The sequence below is a fragment of the Corallococcus sp. AB032C genome (genome assembly GCF_003668935.1).
Taxonomy (GTDB): domain Bacteria; phylum Myxococcota; class Myxococcia; order Myxococcales; family Myxococcaceae; genus Corallococcus; species Corallococcus exiguus.
Window position 1 is genome coordinate 66307 of the sequence record NZ_RAWP01000024.1, and the last position, 18792, is coordinate 85098.

13 protein-coding genes are annotated in these 18792 nt (G+C 70.0%); 3 read left to right on the plus strand and 10 right to left on the minus strand.

Going from position 1 to position 18792, the window contains the following annotated elements; translation table 11 throughout:
• Positions 1 to 34: 34 nt before the first annotated feature.
• The 8 genes from D7X99_RS13475 to D7X99_RS13510 all read right to left on the minus strand — a co-directional run bounded on the left by D7X99_RS13475 (position 35) and on the right by D7X99_RS13510 (position 11997).
• Positions 35 to 3034, minus strand: a complete 3000-nt coding sequence (locus D7X99_RS13475; RefSeq protein WP_121778153.1) for a choice-of-anchor D domain-containing protein — start codon at positions 3032 to 3034, stop codon at positions 35 to 37.
• Positions 3035 to 3271: 237 nt separating this feature from the next.
• Positions 3272 to 4171, minus strand: a complete 900-nt coding sequence (locus tag D7X99_RS13480) for an alpha/beta fold hydrolase (protein WP_121778154.1) — start codon at positions 4169 to 4171, stop codon at positions 3272 to 3274.
• A 54-nt stretch (positions 4172 to 4225) separates the two neighbouring features.
• Positions 4226 to 4417 (minus strand): hypothetical protein, encoded by a 192-nt coding sequence (locus tag D7X99_RS13485; RefSeq protein ID WP_120579346.1) that lies wholly within the window; start codon positions 4415 to 4417, stop codon positions 4226 to 4228.
• Positions 4418 to 4618: 201 nt separating this feature from the next.
• Positions 4619 to 6538, minus strand: a complete 1920-nt coding sequence (locus tag D7X99_RS13490) for an AAA domain-containing protein (protein WP_121753144.1) — start codon at positions 6536 to 6538, stop codon at positions 4619 to 4621.
• A 60-nt stretch (positions 6539 to 6598) separates the two neighbouring features.
• Positions 6599 to 7888: a chitosanase gene (locus D7X99_RS13495; protein ID WP_120579344.1), complete on the minus strand. Its 1290-nt coding sequence runs from the start codon at positions 7886 to 7888 to the stop codon at positions 6599 to 6601.
• Between the two features lie 96 nt (positions 7889 to 7984).
• Positions 7985 to 8857, minus strand: a complete 873-nt coding sequence (locus tag D7X99_RS13500) for a hypothetical protein (protein ID WP_121778155.1) — start codon at positions 8855 to 8857, stop codon at positions 7985 to 7987.
• 7 nt (positions 8858 to 8864) lie between these two features.
• The gene (locus tag D7X99_RS13505) at positions 8865 to 9407 is read right to left on the minus strand and encodes a DUF350 domain-containing protein (RefSeq protein ID WP_121778156.1); all 543 of its coding nucleotides are present in this window, start codon (positions 9405 to 9407) and stop codon (positions 8865 to 8867) included.
• Positions 9408 to 9459: 52 nt separating this feature from the next.
• The gene (locus D7X99_RS13510) at positions 9460 to 11997 is read right to left on the minus strand and encodes an HYR domain-containing protein (RefSeq protein ID WP_121778157.1); all 2538 of its coding nucleotides are present in this window, start codon (positions 11995 to 11997) and stop codon (positions 9460 to 9462) included.
• A gap of 378 nt (positions 11998 to 12375) precedes the next feature.
• Here D7X99_RS13510 and D7X99_RS13515 point away from each other — a divergent pair, with 378 nt between their 5' ends.
• Positions 12376 to 13023: a hypothetical protein gene (locus D7X99_RS13515; RefSeq protein WP_147476147.1), complete on the plus strand. Its 648-nt coding sequence runs from the start codon at positions 12376 to 12378 to the stop codon at positions 13021 to 13023.
• Positions 13024 to 13135: 112 nt separating this feature from the next.
• Complete coding sequence (locus D7X99_RS13520; RefSeq protein ID WP_121778180.1) at positions 13136 to 13621, plus strand: SMI1/KNR4 family protein; 486 nt, start codon at positions 13136 to 13138, stop codon at positions 13619 to 13621.
• On the opposite strand, the gene D7X99_RS13525 is transcribed toward D7X99_RS13520, so the two are convergent.
• The gene (locus tag D7X99_RS13525; RefSeq protein WP_121778159.1) at positions 13622 to 14959 is read right to left on the minus strand and encodes a glycosyltransferase family 39 protein; all 1338 of its coding nucleotides are present in this window, start codon (positions 14957 to 14959) and stop codon (positions 13622 to 13624) included.
• A 161-nt stretch (positions 14960 to 15120) separates the two neighbouring features.
• On the opposite strand from D7X99_RS13525, the gene D7X99_RS13530 reads away from it, so the two are divergent.
• Complete coding sequence (locus D7X99_RS13530) at positions 15121 to 17211, plus strand: thioredoxin domain-containing protein (protein WP_121778160.1); 2091 nt, start codon at positions 15121 to 15123, stop codon at positions 17209 to 17211.
• Positions 17212 to 17234: 23 nt separating this feature from the next.
• Here D7X99_RS13530 and D7X99_RS13535 read toward each other — a convergent pair whose 3' ends face one another.
• On the minus strand, positions 17235 to 18764 hold the full coding sequence (locus D7X99_RS13535) for a transglutaminase family protein (RefSeq protein WP_233613355.1): 1530 nt from the start codon (positions 18762 to 18764) through the stop codon (positions 17235 to 17237).
• Between the last annotated feature and the right edge of the window lie 28 nt (positions 18765 to 18792).

Sequence of the window (18792 nt, forward strand, 5' to 3'; positions counted from 1 at the left end):
CGGCCCGGCCGCGCTGCGTCACGAACCCGTCAACCTACGGCGTCGGAGCGCAGATGCTGCGGTAGCGGATCTCCACGGCCTGGCCCGGGGTGGGCACGGAGCCCGCCGCGAAGATGACCGCGTTGCGGCCCGCGTCGTAGGTCCACTGATCCGCACCCAGCGTGCGGCCGTTCACGCGCACGCTCATCTCCGCAGTGCCATCCGGCGTCGCGGTGAGGTGGAAGTCCGCCTGGGGCTCACCGGCCTGCTGGATGATGGGGTCCAGGAACCCACGGTAGTCGCCCTCGCAGATGGAGCCCACGGAGCCGCCCGTGCCCTGAGCCACCGCTGCGAAGCGGTCCGCGCTGGAGCCCGCGGTGGAGCAGGACGTCCCGTTGGGGACGAGCGCGTGCAGGTTGCTGCGCTGGGACATGCCCGTGCCCTTCAGCGTCTGGAGGAACTGGATGTAGCTGTCGGGCTCGAAGCCGGAGTGGTCGTCCTCGTCCGCCAGCACCACCACCGCCATGCGGGCGGCGGCGCGGGTGAAGCCCAGGTTGCCGTCGTTGGGCTGCGGGGTGCGGACGTCGTCGGCCTGCTCGGACAGCGGGGCGGACAGGCCCTGGCGCATCGTCTCCAGGCCCTGCACCAGGTTGTGGCACAGGCCCACTTCGATGTTGGACTGGATGGTGGCCGCCGCGTTGGCGCTGTTGCCGGACACCACGCGGGCGCGGCTGCCGTCCACCGGGAAGAGCCGGCCGGCCTCACCGCCGTTGGCGCCGCCGCCGCACAGCCCCTGGCGCTGCACCAGGCCCGTGCTGGTGACGCCCACGCGCACGTCCACGTTCAGCTCCTTGGCGCGCGCGAGCCACCCGGGGACCGCGTTGCGCAGGCGCTGCTGGTACGTCTCCATGGTGGTGGTGTTGGAGACCACGAAGAGCACGTCCAGCTGGCTGTCGGTGCCCTGCGTGAAGCGGTCCACCTGGATGCCCTCGTGGTTGGTCTCCGCCAGCATCGGGACGAGGAAGCGGTTCGCCTCCGTGTCCGTCTGGAAGTACAGCGGGCTGTAGTGCTGGCCCAGCACGTTGCGGGCGTAGTCCACCTCCATCTCGAAGCCCTCGCCGGGCTGGAGCGTGATGGGCGCCGTCACCGGCGTGAGCAGGGAGAACTGCTTGGACGTGCCGTTGCCGATGACGGCGTCCGACACGGTGAGCGGCTCGCTGCAGCGGTTGGACAGGAACGTCTTGCGCGGCTTCGCCGGGCAGTCGTAGCGGATGGGCCCGAAGTCCACGAAGGACGGCGTGGCCACCAGGCACGACGGGTTGGACACCGCGTGGATGGGCAGCGTCACCGTGGGGTGGGCCGGGTTGTTGACCGTGAGCATCAGCTCGCCGTTGAACTCGCCGCCCGTGGTGGGCGCGCGGAAGGCAATCATGGAGCTGAAGGCCGTGTCGTAGAGCACCACGCCGCCCGTGATGGGACCGCCCGGCATGGTGAACACGCCGCCGCCGTCATTGGACAGGTGCACGTTCTTGATGGCGCACTCGGCCCGGCCCGGGTTGCGGAAGTAGAAGCCCAGCACCGCGCCGCGGCCCGGCACCACGTTGGCGAACTCCAGCGACGGCTGCGGCAGCAGTTCGTACACGCAGGGGCCGGACGTGCGGGCGCGGCCCGTCAGCGTGATGGCGCGCTCCGGCGTGAACAGGTCGTTGGACTGCACGTAGAGCGTGGCGGTGAAGGTGCCCTCGTTCTTGGGCTCGAAGTAGACCTTCAGCTCCAGCGCGTCGTCGCCCGGGTCGATCTGCAGACCGTTGGACTCCAGCGCGGGCCAGGTGCCGGCCTTCCAGGGGTAGTTCTGCGTGCCGCGCGTGGGCGTGGCCACGTCGAACTGCACCGCGTCGCCATCCGCGCGCACGCCGGTGAAGGTGAGGGGGCCGTTGCTGCCCGCGTTGGTGATGCGGATGACCTGCTCCACCTTGCCGCCCACCGGAAGCTCGCCGAAGTCCAGCGCCACCGGGGCCACGGCCAGCGTGGGGCGGCCACCGCGCGCGTCCAGCATCACGCGCGACTCACGCGCCTTGTCGGACGCGTACGCCACGGTGAGGTTGCCCACGTTGGGGCCGGAGAAGCGCGCGGCGAACTCCATGCGCATCTCCACCACCTCGTTTGGCTGCACCGTGGCGCCCTCCGGCTTGGACAGCGGCGAGAAGGCCCGGTCGCTGGTGGCCAGCGCGGAGATGGTCACCGGGCGCCAGGTGATGTTGCGCGCGCGGGTGAAGGACTCGGTGCGCTCGTGCACCGGAATCTCGTCGAAGGGCACGGGCGCCGGGTCGAACACGAAGGCGCTCGCCACGGAGTTGCCCTTCAGGTCCACCACGGACGGGGTGCACGTCTCGCAGGACACGACCTCCAGCCGCGCGCCCATCTGCCCCAGCGACCGGGGCAGGTACTTCGTCTTCACCACCTGCGTGCTGTTGGGCGGCACGGTGATGGTGTCCGCGGTGAACGGATCCGCGCTCTCGCCCGCGACCTTCAGGGTCAGCGGCAGGTCCACCGGGTTGGTGACGGTGACCTCCAGCGTGCGGTCGCTGTCCACCTCCAGCGTCTCGTAGTCCAGCACCGGCGGGTTGACGCCGATGCGCGTGGGCGTGCCCAGGCCCATGACGGGCAACTGCTGCAGGGCGCCTACGTTGGCGTCCGTCGTCACGCGCAGCGTCTCCTCCACCGGCCCTTCTCCCAGCGGATGGAAGCGCACCTTGACGACGTGCGACTCGCCCGGCGGCACGCGGCCGCCGCCGTCCTTCAGCTCCACCTGGTAGGACGGGTTGTTGCCCAGCCCCAACGCCTCCAGCGCGGAGAAGGGCACGTAGCCGACGTTGCGGATGCGGACCTCTTTCTCACGCCACTCGCCCACCGGCACCTCGCCGAAGTCGAGCGCGTCCACGTCCAGCACCGCCGTGGCCTTCACCCCGCGCGTCTGGTCCTCCTCGTGACACGCCATCGTCCCCGCCACCAATGACGCCAGCAGGACGATCCGACCCCTCCACCCCATCACCATTGTCCGCTCCCCACCCTTCCCCACCACACGCACACGGATGCCCGGGACACGTGATCCAGCCCAGGCTCTCCCTAATCAAGACCCGTGCCGCGCGTGGAGGTTGCTCGGTAGTCCAGTAAAGTCATGGACTTGGCGGACACTTCAGCGGCCAAGTGAGCGCTGGAGGGAAGAGGGGTGCCCTGGAGGGTGAAAGGTTTTTCCCGAACTCTTGCCAAGGTGCACCCCCAACTTTTCAGGTCATGAACCCGACGCTTCCGGCGCCGGGGCGCCAGCGGTTCCGGCGACGAAGGCCGCGATCGCATCGGCCACGCCAGCGGGCTGCTCCAGGTGCACGTGGTGGCCGCCTTCGAAGAAGCGGGGCGGACCGGCCAGCGTGCGCAGGGCGGCCAGCCGTGCCTCCAGCAGCTCCGGGGCGGGGGACAGGCCCTCGGTGCCGCGCAACAGCTGCACGGGGCAGGTGACGGCGGCCTCCAGCGCCAGCCACTGGGCCTCGTCGTAGCCCTGGCCGAAGCGGCGGCGGTGGCGCGGGTCGAAGGTGAAGGCGAAGTCGCCCTCCGGCGTGCGCCGGGTGCCATGGCGGGCGAAGAGCAGCGCCGCGTCCGGGGAGAGGGTGGGGTTCGCCTGACGCAGGCGCTCCGCGGCGGCCTCCACGGTGGGGTAGCGCTTGCGGTTGGGCGGCCGGCGCGCGTCGTCCAGGAATCCTCGCAGCCGCTGCACGGCGCCCGTGGGCGGGCCACCGGAGGGCCCCAGGCTCTCGATGAGGGTCAGGCTCCTGACGCGCTCCGGGCGCGCGGCGGCGTACGCGAGCGCGACGATGCCGCCCAGCGAGTGTCCCACCAGGTGCACCGGCGGCAGGGCCAGCCCGTCCAGGGTGGCCTCGATGTCCAGCAGGTGGTCGCTGAAGTGGTACGCGGCGCCGGGGCCCGCGTGGCCGCTCTCGCCCATGCCGCGAAAGTCGAGCAGCACCGTGCGCCAGGCTTTGGGCAGGTGCTCGCAGAGCGGATCAAAGCTGTGGGAATGGTCCAGCCACCCGTGAAGCATCAGCACGGCGGGGGCGCCCTGGGGGCCACGCTGCCGCACATGCAGCGGCAGCCCTTCTGCGTCGACGGTGAGGGATTCGAATGCGGCGGCGGGCACGGGTGTCACCTCGTGCCTCCACGCCTTACTCCGTCCCCCCGGGTGCTGGCGACCCTACGCGACGGTGCTGGACGACGACGCCGCTGGGCGCGGCGGGCCGCCGGTGTCCGGCTTGCCGAGCACCATGGCCAGCTGCCGGGCCTGGCTCTCCGTGGCGCAGCGGTACTCCTGGGTCTTGCCGTTGGGCCGGTCGATCCGAATCACCCAGACGTCATTCTCCTTGGTCACCACAGGCGCTTGAGACATGCATTCCCTCCGTTTGGAGAAGAGAAAGCATCCTTCGTGCCGACCCCATGGATGGAGCCAAATGCCTGATTTCCGGCCGTCTCCCACGCCCGGAGGCCGAGCAGGTGACAAAATTCGTTCAGCGAGGCGACAAATTTCGGGCGCCCGGGTCGCACTCCTTGCGTAGTCCCCCAGGGCAGGCGTCAGTCATTGGGATGACAATCATGGGTCAGCGGGGTCCGGCCACTCCCACGCCGAGCGGTAGCCGCCGTCCGTCTGGGTGCCTTCGATGAAGCGCGCGTAGAAGGGGTGGCTGCTGAGGGTGGCGGAGTCGCCCACGACGAACAGGTGCCGGCGGGCGCGGGTGAGGGCCACGTTCATGCGGCGCAGGTCGTTGAGGAAGCCCAGCTGCCCCTCACTGTTGGAGCGGGTCATGCTCACCAGGATGGCGTCCTTCTCCCTCCCCTGGAACGCGTCCACGGTGTCCACCTCCACCTCCGGGTGCACGGCCTCCAATGCCTCGCGCAGGTGGCGGGCCTGGGCGCTGTACGGGGCGATGACGGCGACCTCGCGCGGAGCCAGGCCCAATGCCAGCAACTGGCGCACGCGGGCGATGACGTAGGTGGCCTCGCCCGGGTTGAGGAGGGAGTGCGTGGTGGGCTCCACCTCTTCGTCGAAGCCCTTGCCCGCGGTGTCCAGGTAGAGCACGGGCGGTGCGTCCACCTCCGCGCCTGCGTTGAGCACCCCGGACAGCGTGCGGTCCGCCACGGACGGGTGGGCGCGCAGCTCGCCGCCGTACATCTCCTGGGAGGGGAAGGCCATGATGGCGGCGTTCATCCGGTACTGCTCGCGCAGCATGCGCTTCACCTCGTCGCCGTGGTCCTTGAGCAGGCGCTCGAAGAGGCTCGTGCCCAGGCCCGCCTTGGAGGCCTCCTGTGACAGCACGGTGGGCGGCAGCTGCTGCGGGTCTCCGGCGAGCACCACCTTGGGCGCGCGCAGGAAGCCCAGCAGGGCCAGCGGCTCGGTGGCCTGGGTGGCTTCATCCAGGAGCGCGCGGTCGAACTCCTCGCCCGCGAGCACTCCGGAGCCCAGGCTCGCGAGCGTCACGCACACCACGTCCGCGCGAGCGAGCACGGCCCTCACGGCCTTCTTCTCCAGCTTGCGCGCCTCGTCCATCAGGTCCTTGGCTTCGGAGGTGGACGAGCGGGCGTTGGAGAAGCGCTCACGGCTGCGGCCCTGGTTGCGCTGGCGCCGCGCGTAGCCGAAGAGGTCGAAGGCTTCGTCGAACAGGTCGCGGCTGACGACGCGGTCCGGGTGCTCCTCCACCACGATGTCCAGCGTGTGCTCCTGCAAGCGGGCGGCGACGCGCGCGGGGTGGCCCACGCGGATGGCGCGCAGGCCCTGTTCCAGGCACAGCTCCAACAGGTGGTCCACCGCGGCGTTGCTGGCCGCCGTGCACAACAGCCGCTCGCCGCGCGCGACGGCCTGGGCCGCGACCTCCGCCAGCACGGTGGACTTGCCGGTGCCGGGCGGGCCGTGGATCAGGAAGAAGTCCTCCGCGGCGAGCGCGCGCTTCGCGGCGTCCTGCTGCTCCGGGTTGAGCGGGCGGGTGGGGGTGAAGTCCTTGGTGTTGTCGAAGCGCGGGGGCTCATTGCCCAGCAGCACCTCGCGCTTGTGGCGCTCCTGGCCCTTGTCCATCGCCTTCACGCGCTGGAGGCCCGCGCGCACGCGCTCGTAGGTGACGTCGTTGGGGACGACGTCCAGGCGCAGGAGTCCTTCGGACAGGTAGGCGGGCGGCTCGCGGTCGAAGGCCAGCTGGATGCGGGTGGAGGTGGCGCGCGACACGAGCGCCTTCGCCGGGTCCTTCACCTCCGCGCGGCGGGGCAGCACAGCCACCAGGTCGCCGTTGGACACGCGCGTGGGCAGCTTCCCCCGGTCCGCGCGGGCGAGCGTGAGGAGGATGCGGCCGCCCAGGCCCACCTCCTCCTCGACGGTCTCCAGGTCCAGCACGGACAGGCCCTGCTCTTCACGCTCGCGCAGGGTGAGCCCCTGCGCGAGCGAGGTCATGCGAGCCTTCTCGGCCTCGCGCTCCTGGGCGAGCAGCGAGCCGAGCTTGTCGAAGAACGAAACGTCACGGGCCATGCCCCGGTCATGCCATCCCGGGGCGCCCGCCGTCACGGCCCGTGTGCCGGACTGTCCAGCCTACTGGCAGGAGTACGTGTACGAGGACGGCGTGCTCCAGGTGCCATCCGGGTTGATGGCGCGCACGGTGTAGCCGCTCGCCGGGTAGGTGGTCCCCCAGCAGTCGCGGGCGCGCACGTCGTTGCGCAGGGCGGTGCCCAGGTCCCAGTTGCCCACGCGGCGCTGCTTCTCGTACGCGGCCACGCGGTCCACCGCCTCCACCCAGGTGGAGTCCGCCGCCAGCACGTCGCGGCGCTTCTCCAGGAACTTCTGGAGCCACGCCGTCTCCGTGATGCCGTTGTAGCCAATCACCGGCGCCACCTGGCCGCTGTTGCCCAGGGCCGTGTTGGCCTTGCGGATGAGGTCCTTCATGCCGTCGAAGCCGTGGTTGATGGATGCGTCGTAGAGCGCGGCCTTGGTGAGCGCCTGGGTGAGGCCCCACTTCGCGGCCTCGGTGAGGGTGGGCGTGTAATAGAGCGCGTCGCTCACCTGGTCCTGGCACTGCTTGAAGTCCGCCTGGGTGGCGGCGGTGTTGAAGCTGGCCGCCCAGTCGGAGGTCCAGTTGCCCACCGCGTCCAGTTCCGACGTGGACGCCTGGGATTGGCCGGTGGACAGGAAGCGGTTGTTGATGACGGTGAGCGCGTTCCAGTACTTCGCCAGACGGTTGCCATTGGCCTCCGTGCGCAGGGCCCGGTAGCACTGCACCACCTGGATGGCGTCACCCGTGCCGGTGCAGAAGCCCGCGCGCCCGTTGGTGTATCCGCGCCCGTCGTTGATGTTCTCCGAATAGGCGTAGTCCATCGTGGGCGTGTCGTTCTCCCAGATGCTCGTCAGCCCTTCGGCCACCTTCTTCTGGTTCGCGGTGAGGCCGGAACCGCCAGGGGACGTGCCGCCGCAGCTGTCGGACTGGACCTTCACGTTGGTCGCGGTGAAGGACGTGTTGGAGGTGGAGGAGTAGTTGAACGTGTAGGACGCGTTCACGGCCACCGTCAGCGACGACGTGCGCGTGAAGGTGCACGTGCGGCCCGACTGCGTGTGCGTCCAGCCGGGTTGATCATCGTCACACGTCACGCCCGTAGGCACGTCGAGCGCGATGACCGGGTTGGCGATGGCCACCGTCCCCGTGTTCTTGAAGACGAGCGTGCCCCAGTAGTCCGGCCCGTTGTACGTGTTCGTCGTCACCGAGTGCGTGCACGCGCCCAGCGCCTGCGCTGCCTCGGCCATCGCGGGAGACTCCGCGTCTGTCGCCGGGCCACAGCCGCTGGCCAGCGCCACCGTGAGGCCCATCATCCACGTCCGTGAAGCCGCCATGTGCCTGCCCCCGCTTGGGTATGGGGATGCCCGCGCTCGGCGAGCATCCCGGATAGAGCAGGAATAGCTGTTTTCGCTGTGATTCGCCAGGGGCGCTCAGCCCTGCACGTCCGGCAGCGGCAACACCCGCCACAGCTGCGGCTTGTCGTACTGCGGCGGAATCATCCCCAGCGGCCAGCCTTCGGCGGTGAGCTCCGCGTACTGGTACCCGCGCCCTCCGAAGGGGATGCGGGTGCCGGTGCCGGGCAGTCCCACGCCGATGGCCGCGTGCGCGAGCGCATCCGAATAGAGCATCACCGCGTCCACGCCCACCTGCCTGAGCAGCATCAGCGCCAGCACCGCCTTGGAATCGCAGTCGCCCCGGTCCTGCGCGGGCACCAGTCCCGGCGGGACGATGCCGAAGGGCTCGTCGCCGGGCAGCTCGTAGCGGATGCGGCGCACGAAGCCGAGGATGAGCTCGGTGGCCTGCGCCGCGTCCAGGTCACGCTCGCGGATGGAGGTGGCGAAGCGTTCGCCCAGCACGCGCACCGGCTCCGCGTTGCTGCGCATCAGCTCCGCGTAGATGCAGCGCATGTCCGTGCCGCAGCCCGGAGGCGCCACGTAGGTGAAGCGCTCCGGGCCCATGGCTCGGTAGCGCAGTCGCACGCTGTAGTCGCGGTGGGCCTGCGCCAGCCCGCGCTCCACCGTTTCGCCCAGTCCGTAGGCCAGCTGCTGGCGGGCGGGCTCCATGCCTTCCACGCGCCAGTCATAGGACTTCGCGCGCTCCAGCGGCGTGTCCTCCGGCACCAGCACGATGCCCAAATCCCGCATCGCCTCCTGCGGGTCCTCCGGGGAAACCTCCGCCCGCGGCTGGGGAGGATCCGGGAGCCGGCCCGCCTTCCGGGTCAGCACGAGCTCCCAGCTGGCGAAGGCCATGAGCGCGCCCATCAGCACCAGCGACAGCAGCGTCTTCCACGAGCGCACGGCCATGGCGGCTTCAGGCGGGCGCGCGCAGCACGCCAGTGGGCAACTGCGGGAAGGGGATGAGTCCGTTGAGCGCGGCCTGGAGGCCCGGCGCGGTGAGCAGCGCGATGACCAGCAGGAAGGCGCACAAGAGGAGCGCGGCGGCGATGTTGCCCCTGCGCACCTCCGCCAACTCCTCGATGCCCGGCGTCATCTTGTCGAACAGCCGCACGCCCAGGGCGAGCACCGCCACGCCCACCGCCAGCGACAGCGCGACGTGCACCAGCGCCAGGCCCATCAGCTGGAGCACCGAGACGGCGGACACGGGCGGGTTCTGCACCGCCAGGTCCACCGCGTCGCTGGTGGCCTTCAGTGCGTGTTGCACGAGCAGGCCCAGCGACACGAGGCTCGTCGCGTGCACCAGCCCGGCGGCGACGTTGCCCTGGCGCAGCTCCTCCACGGGGTGGCTGTCCAGGAGGAGGCTCAGGCCGCGCATGCTCAAGCCGATGCCGAGCGCGGCCACGAGTCCACCGAGGACGACCTTCACGAGTCCGACGACGAAGAGGATGAGGTCCATGGGGCGCCGGGGGACTGTAGCGGAAGTCCCCCTCGCCGCCACGGCTCATGGCTCACCCGCGCGGCTTGCCGTCCTTCAGACGGCGGCTGAGCGTCCAGGCGAGGGCGACGAGCGCGACCCAGCCCATCGCTGACTCCGGGCCGCTGCCCACCGAGCAGCCCAGTCCCTGCCGCATGCCGCTCGTCGGGTCGTACTCCACGGTCAGGTGGAAGTCGCAGAGCGACGCGTTGCCGGCCGCGTCGATGGCGGTGACCTGCACCGAGTGCAGGCCCGGCGCGAGCGGCGTGCCCACGACGGGGCTGTAGAGGAGCTCCGCTTCGGAGACGCTGTCGCTGGCGCTGGCGGCCGGGTACTCCGCGCGGGTGCCGGACATCACCGCGGTGGTGAGCGTCTGGTCCTCCGGGCAGGTGAGCACGGGCGGGCGTGAGTCGCGCACCCGGACCTGGATTTCGCACGTCGTGCTGTTGCCCGCGTCGTCCGTGCTGACGACGGCCACGCGGGTGAGGCCCAGCGGGAACAGGTCCCCGGACGCGTGCGTGCTGGTGACGGTGACCTGGCTGGAGATGCTGTCGCCAGGCGTGAGGTCCGGCCAGAACGCGTGCGCGCCCTCGGGCCCTTCCGCCTCCACGCGGACCTCGTTCACCTTACAGGCCCGGCCAGGCCCCTGGTTGTCACGGACGGTGACGGGGAAGGAGCAGGTGTTGACGTTGCCGGACGCATCCTTCGCCGTCACGGTCATCTGGGTGGTGCCCAGGGGCAGCACGCTGCCGTTCTGCGGGCTGTAGGTGGTGAGCACATCCCGGCTCGTCTCGTCCACGATGCCCAGGCTCGGATAGTAGAAGGTGACGCCCCGGACGGACTGCGCGCTCACGGTGAGCTCCGTCGGGCAGCCGTTGATCGCGGGCCCCGTCAGGTCCCGCGACGTCATCACCGTGGTGCAGTACGCGAAGCGGCCCTGATCATCCCCGGCCTGGTAGGTGATGGCCGTGGGCTGATGGAGCGGAAGCAGGTGCCCGTCCACGAAGGAGGAGCGGATCCACGCCCGGTCCGGCCCGGTCCGCAGCTCGGGCTTGGAGTCGAGAAGCACCGTGCCCTCCGGACGGTTGGAGGGAACGTCCTGGGCGGCCGGGCACACGAAGGTCGGTGCCGCGTCATCCCGCTCCATGCGCCACAGGGCGCGCGGCGTCCACGCGTCGCCGGCCGCCGTCAGGAGCGCGCCATGGAAGGACGCCAGCCCCGAGGCCAGCGTGAACGGGTTGCCCGAAGGCAGCCGCGTCAGCCGCGAAGTGCCCGCGACCGTCCCATCCGTGCGCCACAGCTCGCTCGTCCCCGTCTGGGTCTGCACGATGAAGGCGAGCCCTCCCTCGAACACGGTGAGGCCTCGCAGGGACTCGTGTCCGGAGCCGAAAGGGCGCGGGAGGGGCACGGTGCCCGCCTCCGTGCCGTCCGTCACCCACAGCGTGTCACCGGTGGCGGCGCCCCGCGACACCACGTAGACGCGGCCGCCCACCGGGACGAGCGCCACGTTCGAGGACCTCTCGAGCATCATCCGGGGCAGCGTCTTCACCGGCAGGGTGCCCGCCTCGGTGCCATCCGTGCGCCACAGTTCGACGCTGTCTGGGATGTGGCTCACGAGGAAGAGGAGCGTGTCGCCCAGCGCGGTGAGGTGGTGGATGTGGGGCTCCGCCGCGGTCGTGGGCTTGAAGCCCGCGACGAAGACGGTGCCCGCCTCCGTGCCGTCCGACTTCCACAGCGCGCGGCCGTGCGCGGTGTCCTCCGCGGTGAAGTAGAGCGTGCCGCCCACGGCGGTGAGGTCGCGCGGCAGGGAGTCGCCGACGCCAGCATGGATGTCGCGCACGAGCCGGGTGCCCGCCTCGGTGCCGTCCGTGCGCCACAGCTCGATGCCCTGCTCGTTCTCCGCGGCGAAGAAGACCGTGTCCTCCACGCGCGTTAAGCCGTCCACGTTCGCCGTGGCGAGGCCCGGGGAGATGTCCTTGAGGGGCACCGTGCCCGCCTCGGTGCCGTCCGACTTCCAGAGGTCGAACTCCGTCTCACCCATGGCCGCCGCGGTGAAGAGCACGGAGTCCCCGAACACGAAGACGGACGCCGGGTAGGCGACGCTGTCGAACCGGAAGGGGTTGAGCTCGCGCGTGATGCGGGTGCCCTCGCGCGTGCCGTCGCTCGTCCACAGCTCGCGTCCGGTCTCCGCCGACGTCGCGGTGAAGAACAAGCGGTGGGGCGTGGCGCGCAGCGAGCCCGGGTCGATGCGCGCGCCCGGAGGCAGCAGCTCCTCCTGCACGGAGCGGGTGCCCGTGGGCGTCCCATCGGTCACCCAGAGGTCTGGGATGACGGACCCGGGGCTTGCGCCGTTGGAGAGGGACAGGAAGTAGAGGCGCCCGTTCAGTTCGGCCGTGGCCTGGGTGCCGGGCCCGTTGGCGTCGGAGGTGAGCCGGGGCTCGGAGGCGAGGTCCACCACCCGGCGCACGCTGACCGGATCCAGTGGGACGGACTCGCTCTGCGCGAACGCCGGGGCCGCGCCCACCGCCACCGCCAACGCCGAAAGCCACGCACGACCGCTGACCATCCCCATGCCCGCCTCCACGCCCGCCTGCCCGCCAACTGTCCTGCTGGGAGCGCACCGTCATCACGCCCCCGCCGGGCTACAACCCGCGCCCGGTCCGACTGTCCGACAGGTTGCGCACCGCCGGCGTCACACCTGTTCCATGTGTTCACCATCTGCCGCCGCCCTCGGGAGCCCTCACCTCGACGGCCGGCTTCTGTCACACGCCCCCAGCTCCCGCGACAGTGCGGTTGACGCAGGGCGCCGGATGTCTTGCTGGGTGCTGGTGCGCTGTGATCCGGAGGGCGCACCGGCCATGTCGATGGGTGTCTTCACTTGGGGTGTGACTGAAGCAGGGCGGACATGGTCTGTTGCTCCTCTCTCGAACCCGTACGAGGAGTGATGTCCATGAAGCGCATCTTGTCATTGATGATCGCCACGCTGGCCCTTGCCTGCTCGGGCCCAGACATGCACGACGCAGGTGAGGAGGGGGGCGAATCCCTGGCCACCCAGGAGAACGCCGCGAGCTACTACGTCTGCGGTGCGCCGGTGTTCAGTTGCCCGTCTGGCTACACCATCCTCAATCAGTTCTGTTCGGCGCACTGCACGACGCTGGGCTATCCGTGTACGCCCTATGGCTACAACGAAACCCTCTGTTACAAGCCGGATCCCATCACCGGAACCATCAGCGCGACCCCCACGAATGTGCGCATCAACCTGGATGTGACGCAGACGGGGACGACGAACATCTGCTTCGACGTCAGCGGCATCTCCGAGGGAGAGGTCTGGGTGAGCGTGAACAACCAGACCGAGACGCTCTTCGCGCGCGGCGACAACTTCTGCCAGTCCGCGCCCTGGATCACCGCGGGCAACAGCTTCGCGTTCAAGCTCTACGCGGGCAGGGCGCACACCTCGCTGCTCGCCACCGCGACCGTAACGGGAGAGGGCTACCACGGAGGCACCAATCCGCCCCCGCAGTGTGGCCCCTGCCAGTCGGGCTACTCCTGCTTCTGCGGCGACCGCGTGTGCCGCCGCGAAGGCACGCTCTGTCCGTGAGGTGAGCCACGAAGCCGGGGGATGACACCGTCCCCCGGTTTCGTGCCGGAGCAGGCTCTCCATTGGGCGGGGTAGGGTGTGAACCACTCCTATGGAGAACAGGCACAAGGCGATGAACGAACTGCTTGAGGAGATATCGCGCCTCCACGTTCCCAATCCGCCTGCGACGCCGGAGCAACTGGATGCGTTCGAGCAGCGCGTGGGCTGGCGCCTGGACCCGGACCTGCGCGTTTTCTACCTGCATTGTGACGGGGCCCAGTTGTTCGCGCAGCGGGAGCCCACGTTCGGCTTCGTCGATCCCGCCTTCACGTTCCTGCCGCTGTCACGGATTGCCCTCGCGCGAGTGATTATGCGCGATGCGGATACGGATCAGGCTGGCCCGCCGTCCTGGTATGCCATCTGTGAGGTCCGGGACAGCAACTACATCCTTCTCGACGTCAGCCACCAGGAAGGGGGGCGCTACCCCATTCGCGATGGCTACAACGAAGCGTTCCCTGACCCCGAGTATTGCGCGCAGATCGCCAGCTCGTTTCAGGAGTTCCTCGCGGGGGCGCTGCGGTTCCAGGGGCGTTGGTTCTGGCTTCGGACCGAAGAATGACTATGGCTGCACGGCGGAGTTCAACGTCCGCATTCGCCACACCGTGAACGTGTGCAGCCGCCGTCCCCGGAAGACACCCGTGAGCTTCACCGGGCCCTCCACGGAGCCAAAGCGTTGCACCAGTTCCTCCGGCGGCGCCGCGCCGTTCTCCGAGCACCACAGCACGTCCTGCCCGGGCTTCAATTCCAGCTCAGGCCAGAGGTCATACTGGCTCTTGCGCCGTGACGGCCCCACCGTGTCCGTCTCCACGCCCGCCGTGTACGCGACCTGCGAAGCCAACTGGTACGTGGGCGCGTAGACCGCCGTGGGACCCGGCGCCATGCCCGGGAACAACTGCTCCGGCGCCCGCAACCGCTCCAACACACCCCAGCCGTGAGTCCTCGCCAGCACCACGTCGCGCTCGAACGTCAGCACCGGGAACAACAGGTGCGACGTCACCGCCAGCACCACGGCCATCCCGCTCCACGCAGCCGCCCGCTGCCACACCGGTCGCATCCCCGCGACGCCAATGCACGCGGCCACGTACGCCGCCGCAGGCCAATTGGCCTCGCCCCGTGTCTTCGCCGCCGCGTAGCCGAAGAACAGCAGCGGAATCACCGCCGCCATGCGCAGCAGGAACTGCTCCTTCGGTCCGCGCACCGCGTACACCAGCGCCAGCGGGAACAGCACCGGCCCGCCCATGGCGAACTGTCCCGCCACGTACTCGCCGAACGTCGCCCAGCCGCCGCTCCCGCCCAGACCGTGGTTCAACTGGAACTTGAACCCCACCCACTCATGGCTCGCGTTCCACAACACCACCGGCAGGAAGCACAGCAACCCAAGCCCCGCCGTCAGCCACGCTCCCGCCGGCAACCGCCGAGCCCGCAGCGCCGCGACCATGAACGTCAGCCCCAGCAGCACGGACGGATACTTCGACAGCAGCGCGAGCCCACACGACAGCCCCGCCAGCACCCACTTCTCGCGGTAGAGCGCCCACAGCCCCAGCGCCCAGAACAGCAGCATCGGCGAATCCGGCGTGGCCCAGACCCCGGAGAGGATGCCCACCGGCACCGCGCTCCACAGCGCCAGCGCGCGCCAGGCTGCGTCCCTGGACCGATACACGTCCAGCGCCAGCCCCCACACCGCCACGCCCGTGCCCAGCCCGCACAGGAGCGCCGTCCCCCGGATGCCCAGCGCGGCGATGAGCCACGCCACCATCGGCGGATGGTCGAAATATCCCCATGCGAGATGCCGGGCCCATTGCCAGTAATAGGTTTCGTCGAAGTAGACGTCCGTTCCCAGCGCCAGCGCGAGCCGCACCACGACGCCCATCCCCACCAGGGCGAGGCACGTCTTCATTCCCGGGCCGGGGCTGGAGTGGGCGGACGCACGCACGCCCCCGGACAAAGCGCACCGGAGGGCCGTTGGCCAGCGGGGAGTGAGACCATTTCAGCTTGCCCCCGCGAACCCAGGCTCACAATGTGAAGGGCCGCGAAGCCGCAGCACACCGGGAGTACCCCATGGCAGACCATCCCCCCTCCGCCCATACCAACCGTCTGGCCCAGGAGCCGTCGCCGTACCTGCGCCAGCACGCCACGAATCCCGTGGACTGGTACCCCTGGGGGGACGAAGCCCTGGCCCGCGCTCGCGCGGAGAACAAGCCCATCCTGCTCTCCGTGGGCTACTCCGCGTGCCACTGGTGCCACGTCATGGCCCACGAGTCCTTCGAGCACCCCGACATCGCGCGCCTGATGAACGAGGGCTTCATCAACATCAAGGTCGACCGCGAGGAGCGCCCCGACCTGGATCAAATCTACCAGGGCGTCGTGCAGCTCATGGGGCAGGGCGGTGGCTGGCCCCTCACCGTGTTCCTCACGCCGGACCTGCGCCCCTTCTACGGCGGCACCTACTTTCCGCCCTCGGACCGCTACGGCCGGCCCGGCTTCCCGCGCCTGCTCACCGCGCTGCGCGACGCGTGGGAGAACAAGGCGGACGAAATCGAGGAGCAGGCCCGGCGCTTCCAGGAGGGCCTGGGCGAACTGTCCACCCACGGACTGGATGCCGCTCCCGCGCACCTGTCCGCGGAGGACATCGTCGCCATGGGCCAGTCCATGGTGAAGCGCATGGATCCGGTGAACGGTGGCTTCGGCGGCGCCCCCAAGTTCCCCAACCCCATGAACGTGGCGCTGCTCCTGCGCGCATGGCGGCGCGGCGGCGGCGAGCCCCTCAAGGCCGCGGTGTTCCACACGCTGGAGCGCATGGCGCTGGGCGGCATCTACGACCAGCTGGGCGGCGGCTTCCACCGGTACTCCGTGGACGAGCGCTGGCTGGTGCCCCACTTCGAGAAGATGCTCTACGACAACGCCCAGCTCCTGCACCTGTACTCGGAAGCAGAGCAGGTGGAGTCACGACCGCTCTGGCGCAAGGTCGTGGAGGAGACCGTCGAATACGTCCGCCGCGAGATGACCGACCCGGACGGCGGCTTCTACGCCACGCAGGACGCGGACAGCGAAGGCGAAGAGGGGAAGTTCTTCGTCTGGCATCCCGAGGAGGTCCGCGCGGCCCTGTCCGTGGGCCAGCAGTCGGACACCGTGCTGCGCCACTTCGGCATCAAGCCCGGAGGCAACTTCGAGCACGGCGCCACGGTGCTGGAGGTCGTCGTCCCCGTGGAGCAGCTCGCGAAGGAGCAGGGCCGCCCCGTGGAGGCGGTGGAGAAGGAGCTGGCCGAAGCGCGCCGCGTCCTCTTCCTCCTGCGCGAGCAGCGCGTGAAGCCGGGCCGCGACGACAAGATATTGGCGGGCTGGAACGGGCTGATGATCCGCGGGCTCGCGCTGGCCTCGCGCGTGTTCGACCGTCCGGACTGGGCGAAGCTGGCGTCGGATGCGGCGGACTTCGTGCTCGCGAAGATGTGGGACGGCAAGCGGCTGCTGCGCTCGTACCAGCACGGCCAGGGCCGCATCGACGGCTTCCTGGAGGACTACGGCGACTTCGCCTCCGGGCTCACCGCGCTCTACCAGGCCACCTTCGACGCGAAGTACCTGGACGCGGCGGACGCGCTCGCGCACCGCGCGGTGGAGCTGTTCTGGGACGAGGAGAAGCAGGCGTACCTGTCCGCTCCCCGGGGACAGAAGGACCTGGTGGTGGCGGCCTACTCCCTCTTCGACAACGCCTTCCCGTCAGGCGCGTCCACGCTGACGGAGGCGCAGGTGACGCTCTCCGCGCTCACCGGTGACGTGTGCCACCTGGACCCGCCGGAGCACTACGTGGCCAAGCTGCATGATCAGCTGGTGCGCAACCCCATGGGCTACGGCCACCTGGGGCTCGCGGCGGACTCGCTGGTGGACGGCGCGTCGGGCGTCACCTTCGCGGGGACTCGCGAGGCCGTGGCCCCGCTGCTGGCCACCGCGAACCGCACCTACGCGCCGGTGTTCTCCTTCGGCTGGAACGACACGGGCTCCGCTCCGCCCGCGCGCCTCCAGGAGCTCTTCGAGGGACGCGACCCGGTGGAAGGGAAGGGCGCCGCGTACCTCTGCCGCGGCTTCGTCTGCGAGCGGCCCGTCACGGAAGCAGGCCTGCTCGCGGAGCGACTGGTGGCGGCCCCGGGCCACTGACGCGGCCCGGGACTCGCGCGTGACTACTTCACGTCCGTGACCTGGAGCGAACCGATGAGGGGCGTGATCTCCGCGTTCCCCTCGTAGCCCACGTAGAAGTGGGTGGCGTCCGCGACGGGCTGGTTGAAGGTCGGATCCAACTGGGTCCACTCGCCCACGAAGGCCTCCACCCACTCGTGCCAGTACAGCGCGGGCACGCCGTCGGAGTTCACCATGTAGATGACGCCGTCCACGCGGCGCGCGGGGATGCCGGACGCGCGCAGCATCGCCACCGTGAGCAGCGAGTGCTCCGTGCAGTCGCCCTTCTTCTGGCGCAGCACGTCCGTGGCCCGGTCCGCGCTGGCGCCGTAGTCCTTCTGCAGGTTGCTGTACACCCACGCGGACAACATCCGCGCCGCCGTGTACGCGTCCTTCTCCTCGCGGATGATGCTCTTGGCCTGCGCCTTGATGGCCGGCGCGTCCGCCTCCACCGCGAGCGTGGACTTGAGGTTCTCCCCCTTGTCGGGGTCCGCCACCGGCCGGGCCGCGCGCCCCTTGGGCGAAGGCGGCGCCGCCAGCAGCGTCACCTCCACGCGGCCGTCCGGCAGCCGCTGGTACTTCTGCCGGTACGTGTCCTGCTGGAACTTCTCCGGCAGGTTCTTCATCACCAGCTTCACCTGGCCGGGAATCTCGCGCGCCTTCGCGGGCAGCGGCTTGGGCAGCACCACGCGCGTGAGGCCGAACACCTCCACCAGGTCCATCCGCTTCGCGACGGACTCGGACTCGGCCCGCGCCTGCATCGTCTGGCCGAAGTCCACCCGCACCATCTTGCCGTCCGTCGTCAGGAAGGCCGCCACCGGCACCTTCTCCTTGTCCGACAGCGTGCTCACCCGCGACAGCTTCACCTTCACGCCGCCCAACATCTGCTCCTCGGGCGCCTCCACCGTGGTGACGGTGCGGTAGCCCTCCAGGTCCGTGCCGTCCAGCGCCACGCCCTCCACCTTCTGGCCGCGCAGCAGTGCCACGCGAGCCTGGTCCGCGTCCTCCACCGTCTCCTTGGGCAGCGGCATGGGCTTGAGCACTTCATCCGGCTGGCCCGGGCGCTTGCGCACCACGCGCAGGGAATCACCCGTCACCGTGCCCACCAGCTCGTTGTCCCCGCCGTCGCCCTTCTGCGTGACGGTGAAGGACAGGAGCTTGCCGCCCGGCTTCGCTTCGTAGACGCGGACCTCGCGGTGAACGCGCTCCGACACACGCGTGCCCACCTGCGCCTTGAAGATGAGCTCGTTGATGCTCTGCGCCTTGTTGCCCGGCAGCACCGTCAGGTCGGTGAAGAACCAACCCACCTTCTTGTCCATCAGGTACAGGCCGAAGTACTCGCCGCCCTTGGGGCGCGGGGCCTTCAGCGCGTCGGAGAGCTCCTGGGCCTGCGGGGCCTGGGACGTCTTCGCCTGCGCCTTGGCCGCCGCGGCCTTCACCTGGTTCTTCAGTGCGGGGGCCTGGGCCCAGGCCGCGGAGGGCGCCCCCGTCAGCAGGGCGAGCAGGCTCAACAATCCCAGACGGGTGCGTCGCATCGGTCGGTTCATGGAAGGCATCTGCTCG